Raw genomic sequence first — 14647 nt, 5'->3', positions numbered from 1 at the left:
GCCGGCTCCCACAGGTACAATGCAGGCCTTGAGGCTGGTGGTATTCCTGTGGGAGCCGGCTTGCCGGCGATAGGGCCGGAGCAGGCAACACAAGGCAATTTTTTTTGACCCGCAAGTCCGGTTCCGCCGCCCGGCAGCCATGGCTTAGAGCGGGTGCCGAAACCCTTCGAATTAGGCTAGAATGCACGGCCTCTAAGCACACCCCTTCCTGAGGCTGTCCCGACGATGTTGATCCTGCGCGGCGCTCCTGCCCTTTCTGCCTTTCGCCACGGTAAATTACTCGAGCAACTGAGCCAGAAAGTCCCCGCTGTTACTGGTTTGTATGCCGAATTTGCCCACTTCGCCGATGTCGACGGCGAGCTGACCGCCGACCAGCAGCAGGTGCTGGGCCGTCTGCTCAAGTACGGCCCGAGCGTGCCGGTACAGGAGCCGAGCGGCCGCCTGTTTTTGGTCGTGCCGCGCCTGGGCACCATTTCGCCGTGGGCCAGCAAGGCCAGCGACATCGCTCACAACTGCGGCCTGCAGTCGATCCAGCGCCTGGAACGCGGTATCGCCTACTACGTTGCCGGCAACTTGAGCGAAGCCGACGCCGAACTGATCGCCGCCGAGCTGCACGACCGCATGACCCAGCGCGTGCTCGGCCAGCTGGAGCAGGCCGCTGACCTGTTCAGCCATGCCCAGCCCAAGCCGATGACCTCGGTGGACATCCTTGCCGGTGGCCGTGACGCCCTGGCCAAGGCCAACATCGACCTGGGCCTGGCCCTGGCCGAAGACGAGATCGACTACCTGGTAAACGCCTTCCAGGGCCTCAAGCGCAACCCGAACGACATCGAACTGATGATGTTCGCCCAGGCGAACTCCGAGCACTGCCGCCACAAGATCTTCAACGCCAGTTGGGACATCGACGGCCAGGCTCAGGAAAAGAGCCTGTTCGGCATGATCAAGAACACCTACCAGATGCACAACGAAGGTGTGCTGTCTGCGTACAAGGACAACGCCTCGGTGATCGTCGGCAACGTTGCCGGCCGTTTCTTCCCGAACCCTGAAACCCGCCAGTACGGCGCGGTGCAGGAGCCGGTGCACATCCTGATGAAGGTCGAGACGCACAACCACCCGACCGCCATCGCCCCGTTCTCTGGCGCCTCCACCGGCTCCGGCGGTGAAATCCGCGACGAAGGCGCGACCGGCCGTGGCGCCAAGCCCAAGGCTGGCCTGACCGGCTTCACCGTGTCCAACCTGCGTATCCCTGGCTTCGAACAGCCGTGGGAGCAGGCCTACGGCAAGCCTGAGCGCATCGTCGACGCCCTCGACATCATGATCGAAGGCCCTCTGGGTGGCGCTGCGTTCAACAACGAATTCGGCCGCCCGGCCCTGACCGGCTACTTCCGTACCTTCGAGCAGGCCATCAACACCCCGCACGGTGAAGAAGTGCGCGGCTACCACAAGCCGATCATGCTGGCCGGTGGCATGGGCAACATCCGTGAAGACCACGTGCAGAAAGGCGAGATCACTGTCGGCGCCAAGCTGATCGTGCTCGGTGGCCCGGCCATGCTGATCGGCCTGGGCGGCGGCGCCGCTTCGTCGGTGGCTACCGGTGCCAGCTCGGCTGACCTGGACTTCGCCTCCGTACAGCGCGAAAACCCGGAAATGGAGCGCCGTTGCCAGGAGGTCATCGACCGCTGCTGGCAGCTGGGCGACAACAACCCGATCGCTTTCATCCATGACGTTGGCGCCGGCGGTATCTCCAACGCCTTCCCAGAGCTGGTAAACGACGGTGGCCGTGGTGGCCGCTTCGAACTGCGCAACGTGCCCAACGACGAGCCGGGCATGGCCCCGCACGAAATCTGGAGCAACGAATCGCAGGAGCGTTACGTGCTTGCGGTCAGCGCCGTCGACTTCGAGCGTTTCAAGGCAATCTGCGAGCGTGAGCGTTGCCCGTTTGCCGTAGTGGGTGAAGCGACTGAAGAAAAACACCTGACCGTAAGCGACAGCCACTTCGGCAACACGCCAGTAGACATGCCGCTCGACGTACTGCTGGGCAAGCCGCCACGCATGCACCGTTCGGTTACTCGCGAAGCCGAGCTGGGCGATGACTTCGACCCAAGCACGCTGGACCTGGACAACGCCGTTCAGCGCGTCCTCAGCCACCCGGCCGTGGCCAGCAAGAGCTTCCTGATCACCATCGGCGACCGCACCATCACCGGCCTGGTAGCTCGTGACCAGATGGTCGGCCCGTGGCAGGTACCGGTTGCCGACTGCGCCGTCACCGCCACCAGCTTCGACGTCTACACCGGCGAAGCCATGGCCATGGGCGAGCGTACCCCGCTGGCTCTGCTGGATGCCCCGGCGTCCGGCCGCATGGCAATTGGCGAGACACTGACCAACCTGGCTGCCTCGCGCATCGAGAAGCTGTCCGACATCAAACTGTCGGCCAACTGGATGTCTGCCGCCGGCCACCCAGGTGAAGACGCCCGCCTGTACGACACCGTCAAGGCTGTCGGCATGGAGCTGTGCCCGGAGCTGGGCATTACCATTCCGGTCGGCAAAGACTCGATGTCGATGAAGACCAAGTGGAGCGACGAGGGCGTCGAGAAGAGCGTTACATCGCCAATGTCGCTGATCATCACCGGCTTCGCCCCGGTCACCGACATCCGCAAGACCCTGACCCCGCAACTGCGCATGGACAAGGGCGAGACCGACCTGATCCTGATCGACCTTGGCCGCGGCAAGAACCGCATGGGCGCCTCGATCCTGGCACAGACCTACGGCAAGATCGCCGCCCAGGCACCGGACGTCGATGACGCCGAAGACCTGAAGGCGTTCTTCGCCGTGATCCAGGGCCTGAACGAAGATGGCCACCTGCTGGCCTACCACGACCGCTCCGACGGCGGCCTGGTCACCACCGTGCTGGAAATGGCCTTCGCCGGCCACTGCGGCCTCGATCTGCACCTCGACCCGCTGACCGACAGCAAGGGCGACGTACCGGCCATCCTCTTCAACGAAGAGCTGGGCGCGGTCATCCAGGTTCGCCAGGATGCTACCCCCGACGTACTGGCACAGTTCAGCGCCGCTGGCCTGGGTGAAGGTTGCGTCGCGGTGATCGGCAAGCCGGTCAATAACGGTGAAGTGTCCATCAGCCTGAACGGTGAAGTGCTGTTCGACGACGACCGCCGCATGCTGCAGCGCCAGTGGGCCGAGACCAGCTACCAGATCCAGCGCCTGCGCGACAACGCCGACTGCGCCGACCAGGAATTCGACCTGCTGCTGGAGGAAGACAACCCTGGCCTGTCGGTCAAGCTGGGCTTCGATGTCAACGACGACATCGCCGCGCCGTACATCAAGAAGGGCGTGCGCCCGCAAGTGGCCATCCTGCGCGAGCAGGGCGTCAACGGCCAGGTCGAGATGGCAGCCGCCTTCGACCGTGCCGGCTTCGCCGCCATCGACGTGCACATGAGCGACATCCTCGCTGGCCGTGTCGACTTCGAAGCCTTCAAGGGCCTGGTCGCCTGCGGTGGCTTCTCCTACGGCGACGTGCTGGGTGCCGGTGAAGGCTGGGCCAAGTCTGCGCTGTTCAACAGCCGCGCCCGTGACGCCTTCCAGGCCTTCTTCGAGCGTACCGACAGCTTCGCCCTGGGCGTGTGCAACGGTTGCCAGATGATGTCCAACCTGCATGAACTGATCCCCGGCACCGAGCACTGGCCGCACTTCGTGCGTAACCGTTCGGAGCAGTTCGAAGCGCGTGTGGCCATGGTCGAAGTGCAGAAGTCCAACTCGATCTTCCTGCAGGGCATGGCCGGTTCGCGCATGCCGATCGCCATCGCCCACGGCGAAGGCCATGCCGAGTTCGCCAGCGAAGAAGCACTGCTGGCAGCCGACCTGTCCGGTTGTGTGGCCCTGCGCTACGTCGACAACCACGGCAAGGTCACCGAAGCCTACCCGGCCAACCCGAACGGCTCGCCGCGTGGCATTACCGGTCTCACCAGCCGCGACGGCCGCGTGACCATCATGATGCCGCACCCGGAGCGTGTGTTCCGTGCCGTGCAGAACTCCTGGCGCCCGGATGAGTGGCAGGAAGATGCCGCGCTGATGCGTATGTTCCGTAACGCACGGGTGTGGGTGAACTAAGGCGTGTACAAGCTCGCCTTCTTCGTCCCCGCCAGCCACGTCGAAGTGGTCAAGGCCGCTGTGTTCGCCGCGGGTGGCGGGCGCATCGGTGACTATGACCACTGCGCCTGGCAGACGCTGGGCCAGGGCCAGTTCCGCCCGCTGGACGGCAGCCAGCCGTTCCTCGGGCAAACCGGCCAGGTCGAGGTGGTGGAAGAGTGGAAGGTGGAGCTGGTGGTGGCTGACGAGCTGATTGCCCAGGTCGTCGCTGCACTCAAGCAGAGCCACCCGTACGAAACGCCAGCCTACGAAGTCTGGCAGCTCGCCGAGTTCTAGACCGCATCAAGGCTATTCGCGGGTAAACCCGCTCCCACAGGGATCGCACAACTCTCGGATATTGTGCGATCCCTGTGGGAGCGGGTTTACCCGCGAAGAGGCCCTACAATCCAGCCCCAATCTCCTTGCCCTGCCCGGGCCGCTTCAACCACCCACAAGCCAGCAACCCTACCTCGAACAGCACCCACATTGGCACCGCCAGCATCGTCTGCGAAAACACATCCGGCGGCGTCAGGATCATCCCCACCACAAAGCAGCCGACGATCACGTAGGGCCTGCTGCGCCGCAACGTGGCCACATCGGCCAACCCCACCCAGACCACGATAAACGTCGCCACCGGTATCTCGAACGCCAGCCCGAACGCCAGAAACAGCGCCAGGATAAAGTCCAGGTACTGGCTGATATCGGTCATCATCGCCACGCCCTCCGGTGTAACGCTGGCAAAGAAGCCGAACATCATCGGAAACACCAGGAAGAAGGCGAAGGCCATGCCGGCGTAGAACAGCACGATGCTCGACACCAGCAGCGGCAGGGCAATACGCCGTTCACGGCGGTACAGCCCCGGCGCCAGAAAGCCCCAGGCCTGGTGCAGCAGCAGTGGCATGGCGACGAACACTGCGCACATCGCGGTCAGCTTGAACGGTGTCAGGAACGGCGAAGTGACGCTGGTGGCGATCATGCTCGCGCCTTCCGGCAAGAAGCGCCGCAGCGGTTCGGAAACCAGCGTGTACAGCGTCTGGGCGAAGGGGAACAGGCCGGCGAACACCAACGCCACCAGCGCCAGGCAACGCACCAGGCGTTTGCGCAGGTCGCGCAGGTGTTCGGTCAGCGGCATGCTCGCCGCCGGGTCCATGGCAATGCTCATGAAAGGTTTTCCTTGGGGGGAGCGACCGTGGCCGCATCATTGGCCGGCTCCGCTTTCAGGCTGATGCCTTGGCGGATCTCCTGTTCCAGGCGCTGCAAAGGCGCACTGTCGAGATCGGGTAGCTCGACAGGGCGCAGTTCGATCTCCCGCTCTACCTGCGTGCGCAGGGCGTGCATGGCCCTGCGTGCCTGGCCCAGGCCGCGCCCGAGGGTGCGTGCCGCCACCGGCAGGCGCTCCGGGCCTAGAACCAACAGCGCGACGATGCCGACCAGCAGCAACTCGCTGAAGCCTACCTCGAACATCAGGGTTGACGGTCCGCTTGCGGTTGCTGCGTACCCTGACCGGTCAGCGGGCACTGTTGCTGCACCTGTGTTTGCGCTGCGGAAGTCGCGTCAGTGTCACCGCCCATGGACTTGCGAAAACCCTGGATCGCCTCGCCAACATCGCTGCCCAGGCCCTTGAGGCGCTTGGTACCAAACAGCAGGAATACGATCAGCAGTACGATCATCAGTTGCCAGATTCCAATGCCACCCATTGCGACCACTCCTGTAAGGTCATGAAAAGGAAAGACAATCCTGCCTCGCGCAGATGACGTACACATGACGAACGGTCACTGCCATCTACCTGCAACACCGGGCGTGTTGACTGGCGTCTTTATTCGGCGACAGAGGCAGGCAAGGATGGGTGGCAGGCAACAGCAGGGCGCGGCCCTGCTGATGGTGATGGTGGTGCTGGCGATGTTGGCGGCGGGCATGGCCTGGCTGCTGGAAGATGGCCGGCGCCAGGTCGATGGGGTGCGCCTGTTGCACCAGCGGGTGCAGGCGCGAGCGATGGAGCAGGCCGGCCTGGCCTATGCCGAACAGGCCCTGCGTGACCCCAGCTGGCGGCTTAGCCCGCTGTTCTGGCAGGCCTTGCGCGGGCAGCCGTTGAACTACGATTTTGGCGCTGGCCAGGCGCAGTTGCGGGTGCTCGACCAGCACACCTGTTTCAACGTCAATGCGCTGCTTGGCGCTGACGGCGAGCGAGCTGCGCGCCAGTTGCGGTACCTGCTGGGCGATGACATGGCTGCCGAGCGCATGGTCGATGCCCTGGGCGACTGGCTGGATACCGACAGCGATGCCCGCCTGCAGGGCGCCGAGAGCGCCCAATACCTGCGCCAGCAACCACCGCGCCTGGCAGCCAACCAGCCGATGCTCGATACCAGCGAGCTGAACTTGCTACTGGAGCCGGACGCCAGCCGCCAGAGCCGTTACCCGATGCTGTGCGCCTTGCCTCAGACCACCGGCTGGCGGCTGAATGCCAATGCCCTGGGGCTGGAGCATCTGCCATTGCTGGAGGCGCTGTATGAAGGGCGCTATCCGCGCTCGTTGCTCAGCCGCATCATCAGCGGTCGCCCGGCGTCGGGGTATGTGGATGCAACTGCGCTACGCCAGGCCCTGGGGGCGGTGGATGACGAAACCTTCGAACGGTTGAGCGAAGGGCTGCTGCTGAACAGCGGGTATTTCCTGTTGCAGCTGTCGTTCGCGGAGGAGGGGCGGGTGATACGCAGCGAGTTCCAGGTGGAGGCGCTGGGGGTAGTGCAATGGCATGCCCGGGTACCGGCGCAGCAGGTGCGGGTGCGCAGCCGGGAGCCGATGGTGTGGTAGGGCTTGAGATTGCCGGGGCTGCTTTGCAGCCCATCGCGACACACGGCCGCTCCTACAGGGGAATGCGATCCCTTGTAGGAGCGGCCTTGTGTCGCGATAGGGCCGCAAAGCGGCCCCCGTGCACAAATCGATCAGGCGGTGCCGATCTCCCCGCCATCGATACGCTGGATCACTACCGTCGCAGCACGCGGCCTTACCGTGGCACCTGCCGGGGTGGCATCGGTGGCCTTGTCGGTATATGGCCAGTTCTCCGGGTGCTGGATATTGACGAACAGCGTCTTGTTGTCCGGGGTAAAGGTAATCCCGGTTACCTCGCAGCCATTTGGCCCGACGAAGAAGCGGCGCAGGTCCACCTGGTTCTGTGCGTTCACCGGCACCTGCTTGCCGCTGGCATCCACCAGGTTGGTGGGGATCACTGCCAGCAGCTGGTCGTTGGTGTAGTCCGTCACGGTGCTCTCGCCGTTGTCGGTCTCGAACCACAGCACGCCACGGCTATCGAAACTCATGCCGTCCGGGCTGGCGAACTGGTTCAGTTCGGTCAGGCCGGAGCGGTTGATGTCGGCGGTGCCGGCGGCGTTGGCGCCGAACACGAAGATGTCCCAGGTGAAGCTCAGCTGGTCGTCGCTGTCGTGCCAGCGGATGATGTGGCCGTGACGGTTCGGGCCGCGCGGGTTGGCTGCATCGACCTTTTCCGGGGTACGCGCGCTGTTGTTGGTCAGGGTCAGGTATACGTCGCCGTTGAGCGGGTTGACCGTGGTCCATTCCGGGCGGTCCATCGGCGTTGCGCCCACGGCATCGGCAGCACCACGGGTGTTGAGGATGATGCCCGGCAGGTCGCCATACAGTGCGCCCAGGGTACTGCCGCCAGTGGTGGCGGTGCCTACGTCCAGCAGCAGCCATACACCGGTGCCGTCGGCATTGAAGCGGGCGACGTACAACTTGCCCTGGTCGAGGTACTTGGCACCGGTGGCCAGGCGGTCGGCCGGGTTGGCATCGGCTGCGTCCCACACTGCGGTCGACACCCACTTGTACAGGTACTCGTTGCTCGAGTCGTCACCCATGTACCACACCAGCGGCTTGCCGGCGACCGGCAGGCCCGGGGCACAGCCTTCGTGGCGGAAGCGCCCCAGCGCGGTGCGCTTGGTGGCCAGGGTGTTGCTGTTGTACGGGTCGATTTCGACGATGTAGCCGTAGGTGCTGGCTTCATTGCGGTAGTCGTCGGTTGCGCTGGCGCCTTTGATGGTGACATCGAAACGGGCGAATTCGTCGTCCACTTCGCTGCTATCACCGGCTGCGGTTTCCCACTTGTACTGGCCACTTGAGGTGCCCACGCCAATGCGGCGCTGGTCTTCGGGGCGGGTGCCCTTGTTGACGAAAATGCCTGGCCAGTTCTCTTCACAGGTCAGGTAGGTGCCCCACGGGGTGTAGCCGTTGCCGCAGTTGTTGTTGGTGCCGCGGCAATGGGTGCCGGCGGTGGAGTACTTGGTCTTGACGTGGTCGGTTCCCCGCAGCGGGCCGGTGATTTCCATGCGCGAGGCAGTAGTGAAGCGGCGGTTGAGCGGGTCGTTGTCGACCACCTGCCAGCGGCCGCCGATTTTCTGCAGGCGCACCACGCCGGCACCGTGTGCGTTGATTTCCTTGCGTACTTCCTCCACCGGGCGCTTGCCGTTCACATCGGTAGTCGGGCCGGCCGGGTGCAGGGCGGCAGTGTCGATGTACTCGAAGTTGATCGCCAGCAGGCCGTCTTCGGAGCTGCCGTTGATGGGGAAGAAGTGCATGCCGTCATGGTGCATGCCCATGGCGTTGGCCTGGTCGGTCGAGGTGTTGCTGCCGTCGGACTTCCACGGGTTGCCATTGCTGTTTATCGGCGTGCCCCAGGGCGCCAGCACATAGGCGCTGTAGCCGGCGGCAACCACGCAGGCGTCGGTGCGCGAGCCCGGGATGGACTGGAAGCCCAGTGCCAGTTTCGGCACTTCCGGCTCAGTCACGGGTGGCTCGGTGACCGGATCATCGTGATCGGAACCACCACCGTCGAAGCAGCCTGTCAGGCCGGTACCGGCAATCATGGCGATGGCGGCGCCCAGGCTGCCGCGCATCACGCTGCGGCGGCTCAGGTAGGCGTCCATGACGTTGGCCATCGGCAGGTTGCCGCTTTGGTTCCGGTCCAGGTTGTCGCCGGTATCTCGACTCATCAGGGTGTCCTTATGTTGGCTGAGTTAGAGGGAACCGCGACTTTAGTGCGCAAATGTGATGATTCATTGGCAGAAATGTTAAGGGGGTTTTAAAACAACCCGCTCTTACAAGCGTGCTCTACAGATCACTTTGGAATGGCTGTCGGATTTCTGCCATCAAACTGTAATGCCAACGCCGCAACATCCGGGGCCCTGGATGAACATGGATAAGGATGGCGGGTTCGATGGCAAGCAGTGTGCACAGGCGCGAAGTGATCGGCTGGATGGGTATCGGTGCCTTGGCACCGTTGCTCGGCGCCTGCTCCGCCCTTCCTGGGCAGCAGGGAGGCAACGCCAGCCTCGACCTGCTGTACGTGGCCGACACCCTCGATGCCCGCCAGCCTGGCCAGGCGGTGGTGCCGGCCACTCGCCTGGGGCCGGTCAGCCACCTGGGCCGCGCCCCATGGATGACCGGCAGCAGTGCCAGCATCGCCTACCCGCAACTGGCGCCCCTGCTCGATGCCAGCCAGGCTGCATCTGCCCAGCTGGGCGGCTATGCGGTGCTGGCGGCATTGCTCGAGCAGCTGCGCGGTGAGGCTGGGGCTGGCAACAGCCTGACCCTGGAAAACGGCCAGGGCTGGAATGGCAGTGGCCTGGCCTACCTGACCCAGGGCGAAAGCGGCCTGCAGGGCAGCCAGCTGCTGGGCAGTGAAGCGCGGGTCAGTAGCGACGAGCGCGTGTTGTGGCCACAGCGCAGCCCGGCGCTATATCGCCAGGCTGGCACCGTTACCCTGGGCGCCGGGCTGGCAGACACGCAGCGCCGGGCTTTGGGCCTGGAAGCCTTGCACGTCTTCGAACGCGGCGGTGCACGTATTGCCGTGATCGGCGTGACCGACCCCTATGCCCAGGACCAGAAAGCCTCCCTCAAACAGTGGTACCAGTCATTGCAGCCGGTGTTCGAACAGGCCCGACGCGAGGCTGACCTGGTGGTGGCCCTGGCCGATGTCGGTACCGGGCCGGGCTTGTGGCTGGCCGAGCGGGTGCCGCAGATCGATGTGCTGCTGTGCGCCCGCGGCCAGGATCTGTGGCCGGCGCCGGTCGAGGTCAGCCAGGCCAGCGGCCGCCGCGTGCCGGTGCTGTTCGCCGGTTGCCGGGGCAGCGGTGCCTTCCGCCTGCGCTGCCAGCGCGTGGCCGGGCTGTGGCAGTTCGAGGGGCGTTTCTTCCCGGCCTTTGAGCAACAGCTGGCGCCCGCCGCTCAGCAGCGTGTCGGGGCATTGCAGGCAGAACTGCGCCAGCAGCGCGCCGGCCACGCGGCCTGGCTCGATCAACCGCTGGCCCGCGCGCCCCAGGCGCTGTGGCGCCGCGACACCCGAGGCGGCAGCTGGGACCGGCTGCTGCATCAGGCCCTGGCCGACGACAGCAGCATGCCGGTGCTGCTGCCGGGCCTGCGTTATGACTACCCTCTGCCTGCAGGGGCGGCCATTACCCGAGAACACCTGATCAGCCTCACCGGTGGCTACCCGGCACCGGTGGTCGAAGCACCCGCCCGGCAGGTCGAGCAAGTGCTGGAAAACGCCGCGGAGCAACTGTTCGGCGACCCGCTGTTGCTGGACAACAGCCAGGACCTGCCGCGCTGGCAGGGCCATGCCTGGCGTGTCAGCTACAGCCCGCAAGGCAAGCGCATCAGTGGCCTGGAACCGGTGCAGGGCCTGTGCCGCACCTTTGGCCTGCAATTCGAAACCCAGGCCGGCGAGCCGCTGTGGCAACGGGTCGAAGCCTGGCTCGCCCGCCAGGCGAGCGACTGGCAACTGGCGCCGCTGCAGCTGCCCGAATTGCGCTACGTGCAGGGGCACCCGGGCTGGCACCCAAGGCAGTTGGCATCGTGACGCTCGCCTCGCGCTTGCTGACGGGCGCTGGCCTGACCCTGGTCGGCTGGCTGGCGGCCCAGTGCGTGCTGCAACTGGGTCGCCAGCCGCAACCGGCCACTGCGCCCGCAGCGCCCGACAAGCCGCTGCCTGGCTTGATGGTCGGCCATTGGCAGGTACCCGTCGACGACGGTGCCATCGCAATCACGCGCCTGCCGCTGCAATACCTGGGCGGCCTCAAGGCGCAGCCGCTGGCCTCCAGCGTGGTGGTGCTGCGCTATGGCGAGCAGGTGCGCACCTTGGCCCGCGGCCAGCGCCTGGCGCCAGGGATCGTGCTGCAGGACATCGACAGCGATGGCCTGATTTTCAACAACCAGGGGCGGCGTGAACGCCTGCCCTGGCCGCCACGCCCCGTCGTGACCGGCTTCAAGCGGCAAGGATGAACGATGCCTGTCAGATATTGCGTGGCGGCCGCGCTGAGCCTGGCCCTCTCCATGGCCTGTGCTGAAGAGCCGGTGTTCGATGACAACGGCACGCCTATGTACGAGGTGAACTTCGTCGACACCGAACTGGGCGAGTTCATCGACAGCGTGTCACGCATCACCGGCACCACCTTCATCGTCGACCCCCGGGTCAAGGGCAAGGTCACCGTACGCACCGTCGACCTGCACGACGCCGATGCCATCTACGACATCTTCCTGGCCCAGCTGCGCGCCCAGGGCTACGCCACTGTCGACCTGCCCAACGGCAGCGTGAAGATCGTTCCCGACCAGGCTGCTCGCCTGGAGCCTGTGCCGGTGGAGGCGGGAGGGCAGCAGGGGGAAGGCAGCGACAGCGTGGCTACGCGGGTATTCAACGTGCGCAATGCCGCCAGCGAGCAGGTGCTGGGCATTCTCAAGCCCCTGATCGACCCACGGGTCGGTGTGATCACACCTTATCCGGCGGCGCACCAGTTGGTCGTTACCGACTGGCGCAGCAACCTGGAACGTATCGCCAGCTTGCTGCGCCAGCTCGACCGCCCCCAGGACGCACCAGGCACCGGCAGTACCCAGGTCATCTACCTGCGCCATGCCAATGCGGGCGAAGTGGTAAAGGTGTTGCGCGGGCTCAGCCAGGAAGGCATGACGCCCTCTGAAGGTGCGGGCGATGCAGAGGGCAAGGACAGGCCTGTAGTACCCGCCGCCGGCGGCTCGAGCATCCGCCTGGAATACGAAGAGGGCACCAACGCCGTGGTCATGGTCGGCCCCGACAGCGAGCTGGCCGCCTACCGCGCCATCGTCGAGCAGTTGGACATCCGCCGTGCCCAGGTAGTCGTGGAGGCGATCATCGCCGAGGTGTCCGACAGCAGCGCCCAGGAGCTGGGCGTGCAGTGGCTGTTCGCTGACGAGAAGTTCGGTGCCGGCATCGTCAATTTCGGCAGCAACGGGGTGAATATCGCCAGCATCGCCGGGGCCGCCGCCAGTGGCGACAACGAGGCCCTTGGCGATTTGCTGTCCAGCACCACCGGCGCCATGGCGGGTATCGGCCATTTCGGCGGCGGTTTCAACTTCGCCATGCTGGTCAACGCGCTGAAAGGCAAGAGCGGCTTCAACCTGCTGTCCACGCCAACCCTGCTGACCCTGGACAACGCCGAGGCGTCGATTCTGGTCGGCCAGGAAGTGCCCTTCGTCACCGGATCGGTAACGCAGAACAACGCCAACCCGTACCAGACCATCGAGCGCAAGGAAGTCGGGGTGAAGCTGCGCATCAAGCCGCAGATCAACATCGACAACAGCGTGCGCCTGGACATCGTCCAGGAAGTGTCGTCGATTGCCGACACCACGGCTGCCAGCGACGTGATCACCAACAAGCGCGAGATCAAGACCAAGGTCATGGTCGAGGACAACGGCCTGGTGATCCTCGGCGGCCTGATCAGCGACGAACTGAGCACCAGCGACCAGCGTGTGCCGCTGCTTGGCGACATCCCTTACCTGGGCCGGCTGTTCCGCTCCGACGCCACCAAGAACACCAAGCAGAACCTGATGGTGTTCATCCGCCCGCGCATCCTGCGTGACGGGCCGAGCCTGGCCGGGCTCAGCGAAGACAAGTACCGCACCTTGCAGCAGACCACGCCGCTGCAGTTGCCCGCCCTGGCGGATGGGCAAAACGCTACGCCGTTGCTGCAAGTGTTCCCCTCCAGCCGCGCACGGCTGGAAGGCGGTGACTGGTGATGCTGCCTTATCGCCAGGCACGGCAGAGCGGGGTAGCCATGGCCCCGGCGGAGCAGGGCTGGCAGCTGTGGCTGCGGCCTGATGCCGACAGCGCCCAATTGCAGGAGCTGCTGCGCGTGCACGGCCAGCCCAGCCTGCTCGAATACCTGGAGCCTGCACTGTTCGACGAACGCCTCGGCCAGCTGTACCAGGCCGGCGATGCTGCCACCGAGGCGCTGATCGAAGGCATTGGCGACCAGGTCGACCTGGATAGCCTGATGAGCGAAATGCCGCGCATCGAGGACCTGCTGGAAAGCGACGACGAAGCCCCTGTGATCCGCCTGATCAACGGCCTGTTCGGCCAGGCCCTGCGCCTGCGCGCTTCGGACATTCATATAGAAACCTTCGAGCAGAGCCTGGTGGTGCGCCTGCGGGTCGATGGCCACCTGCGCGAAGTGTTGCGCCCACCGCGTGCGCTGTCGGCCATGCTGGTGTCGCGGATCAAGGTCATGGCCCGTCTGGACATTGCCGAAAAGCGTCAGCCCCAGGATGGCCGCATCACCCTGCGTGCGGCGGGGCGCGAAGTGGATGTGCGGGTCTCGACCCTGCCCGGCATCCACGGTGAACGGGTGGTGATGCGCGTGCTCGACAAGCAGGCCAGCCTGCTGGCGCTGGGCAACCTGGGCATGCCGGCGGCGGTGTTGCAGGGCCTGCGCAGTTGCCTGGCACGGCCCAACGGCATCGTGCTGTCCACGGGGCCCACCGGTTCGGGCAAGACCACTACCCTGTATGCCAGCCTCAACAGCCTCAACGACGGCAGCCGCAACATCCTCACTGTCGAGGACCCGGTGGAATACGCTATCGCCGGCATCGGCCAGACTGCCATCAACCCGCGTGCCGGGCTGACTTTTGCCAGCGGCCTGCGCGCTATCCTGCGCCAGGACCCGGACGTGATCATGCTCGGCGAAATCCGTGACCAGGAGACCGCGCAGATCGCCGTGCAGGCCAGCCTCACCGGCCACCTGGTGTTGTCCACGCTGCACACCAACAGTGCGGTGGGCGCGGTGACCCGCCTGCGCGACATGGGCATCGAACCGTTCCTGATCGCCTCGTGCCTGCGTGGCGTACTGGCCCAGCGCCTGGTGCGGCGCTTGTGCAGTTGCGCCGTGGCGCACCCGCTGCAGCCGGCGGAACGCGACCTGTGGCCCGAGCTGGCGGCGCTGGGCAGCAGCTACCACGCGGTTGGCTGCGAGCAGTGCCAGGGCAGCGGGTATGTCGGGCGCCTGGGCCTGTATGAATTCATCGAGCTGGATGCCGGGCTGATCGGCCTGTTGTACGACGGCGCCAGTGAACTGGTCATGCAGGACTACCTGGCCGGACGCCGGCAGAGCCTGGTGGCGATGGCCAGCGACTGCCTGGCCCGTGGCGAGACCAGCCTGGCCGAAGTACTGCGCGTGGTGCAGGGCTGAGC

The 14647-nt window shown here is 65.4% G+C and carries 11 protein-coding genes; 7 read left to right on the top strand and 4 right to left on the bottom strand.

The genetic code is table 11. The annotated features are described in order from the left end of the window. Window positions 1-225 precede the first annotated feature (225 nt). Together purL and ACK1U9_RS11735 are read left to right on the top strand one after the other, a co-directional pair. Window positions 226-4125, top strand: a complete 3900-nt coding sequence (purL, locus tag ACK1U9_RS11740; RefSeq protein ID WP_046617106.1) for a phosphoribosylformylglycinamidine synthase — start codon at window positions 226-228, stop codon at window positions 4123-4125. A gap of 3 nt (window positions 4126-4128) precedes the next feature. After that, the gene (locus tag ACK1U9_RS11735) at window positions 4129-4440 is read left to right on the top strand and encodes an NGG1p interacting factor 3 protein, NIF3 (RefSeq protein WP_046617105.1); all 312 of its coding nucleotides are present in this window, start codon (window positions 4129-4131) and stop codon (window positions 4438-4440) included. 103 nt (window positions 4441-4543) lie between these two features. Here ACK1U9_RS11735 and tatC read toward each other — a convergent pair whose 3' ends face one another. The 3 genes from tatC to tatA are packed head-to-tail and all read right to left on the bottom strand — an operon-like array spanning window position 4544 to window position 5840. Beyond that, entirely contained in the window at window positions 4544-5305 is a 762-nt protein-coding gene (gene tatC / locus ACK1U9_RS11730; RefSeq protein ID WP_108480185.1) for a twin-arginine translocase subunit TatC, read from the bottom strand. Continuing rightward, complete coding sequence (gene tatB / locus ACK1U9_RS11725; protein WP_108480184.1) at window positions 5302-5607, bottom strand: Sec-independent protein translocase protein TatB; 306 nt, start codon at window positions 5605-5607, stop codon at window positions 5302-5304. Before tatB ends, tatC begins: the two co-directional genes overlap by 4 nt. Then, window positions 5607-5840, bottom strand: coding sequence for a twin-arginine translocase TatA/TatE family subunit (tatA, locus tag ACK1U9_RS11720; protein ID WP_108480183.1), 234 nt, complete (start codon window positions 5838-5840; stop codon window positions 5607-5609). The genes tatB and tatA overlap by 1 nt, the downstream gene beginning before the upstream one ends. Before the next feature lie 145 nt (window positions 5841-5985). On the opposite strand from tatA, the gene gspK reads away from it, so the two are divergent. Beyond that, complete coding sequence (gene gspK, locus ACK1U9_RS11715; protein ID WP_108480182.1) at window positions 5986-6951, top strand: type II secretion system minor pseudopilin GspK; 966 nt, start codon at window positions 5986-5988, stop codon at window positions 6949-6951. 131 nt (window positions 6952-7082) lie between these two features. Here the strand turns inward: gspK and ACK1U9_RS11710 are convergent, their stop codons facing one another. Beyond that, window positions 7083-9143 carry a PhoX family protein gene (locus ACK1U9_RS11710; protein ID WP_108480181.1) on the bottom strand — a complete coding sequence of 687 codons (2061 nt, stop codon included), beginning with the start codon at window positions 9141-9143 and terminating at the stop codon, window positions 7083-7085. Window positions 9144-9367: 224 nt separating this feature from the next. Between ACK1U9_RS11710 and ACK1U9_RS11705 the strand changes: the two genes are divergently transcribed. Genes ACK1U9_RS11705 through ACK1U9_RS11690 form a run of 4 tightly spaced genes read left to right on the top strand, consistent with a single transcriptional unit; the run spans window position 9368 to window position 14645 of the window. Beyond that, entirely contained in the window at window positions 9368-11008 is a 1641-nt protein-coding gene (locus tag ACK1U9_RS11705; protein WP_108480180.1) for a lipoprotein UxpA, read from the top strand. Beyond that, window positions 11005-11430 carry a pilus assembly protein PilZ gene (locus ACK1U9_RS11700; RefSeq protein WP_085600548.1) on the top strand — a complete coding sequence of 142 codons (426 nt, stop codon included), beginning with the start codon at window positions 11005-11007 and terminating at the stop codon, window positions 11428-11430. Before ACK1U9_RS11705 ends, ACK1U9_RS11700 begins: the two co-directional genes overlap by 4 nt. Window positions 11431-11433: 3 nt before the next feature. Then, on the top strand, window positions 11434-13197 hold the full coding sequence (gspD, locus tag ACK1U9_RS11695) for a type II secretion system secretin GspD (RefSeq protein ID WP_178081776.1): 1764 nt from the start codon (window positions 11434-11436) through the stop codon (window positions 13195-13197). Beyond that, window positions 13197-14645, top strand: a complete 1449-nt coding sequence (locus ACK1U9_RS11690; protein WP_085600546.1) for a GspE/PulE family protein — start codon at window positions 13197-13199, stop codon at window positions 14643-14645. The genes gspD and ACK1U9_RS11690 overlap by 1 nt, the downstream gene beginning before the upstream one ends. Window positions 14646-14647 lie beyond the last annotated feature (2 nt).

Source organism: Pseudomonas sp. XP1 (genome assembly GCF_053557675.1).
The sequence above is the reverse complement of the archived record's forward strand: the minus strand, read 5'-3'. Positions and strand labels throughout refer to the sequence as shown.

What these genes read in the sequence shown, in the direction of transcription:
- tatA (WP_108480183.1), bottom strand. Translation starts at nt 5,840, where the DNA reads ATGGGTGGCATTGGAATCTGGCAACTGATGATCGTACTGCTGATCGTA.
- gspD (WP_178081776.1), top strand. Translation starts at nt 11,434, where the DNA reads ATGCCTGTCAGATATTGCGTGGCGGCCGCGCTGAGCCTGGCCCTCTCC.
- tatC (WP_108480185.1), bottom strand. Translation starts at nt 5,305, where the DNA reads ATGAGCATTGCCATGGACCCGGCGGCGAGCATGCCGCTGACCGAACAC.
- purL (WP_046617106.1), top strand. Translation starts at nt 226, where the DNA reads ATGTTGATCCTGCGCGGCGCTCCTGCCCTTTCTGCCTTTCGCCACGGT.
- ACK1U9_RS11690 (WP_085600546.1), top strand. Translation starts at nt 13,197, where the DNA reads ATGCTGCCTTATCGCCAGGCACGGCAGAGCGGGGTAGCCATGGCCCCG.
- ACK1U9_RS11710 (WP_108480181.1), bottom strand. Translation starts at nt 9,143, where the DNA reads ATGAGTCGAGATACCGGCGACAACCTGGACCGGAACCAAAGCGGCAAC.
- ACK1U9_RS11705 (WP_108480180.1), top strand. Translation starts at nt 9,368, where the DNA reads ATGGCAAGCAGTGTGCACAGGCGCGAAGTGATCGGCTGGATGGGTATC.
- tatB (WP_108480184.1), bottom strand. Translation starts at nt 5,607, where the DNA reads ATGTTCGAGGTAGGCTTCAGCGAGTTGCTGCTGGTCGGCATCGTCGCG.
- gspK (WP_108480182.1), top strand. Translation starts at nt 5,986, where the DNA reads ATGGGTGGCAGGCAACAGCAGGGCGCGGCCCTGCTGATGGTGATGGTG.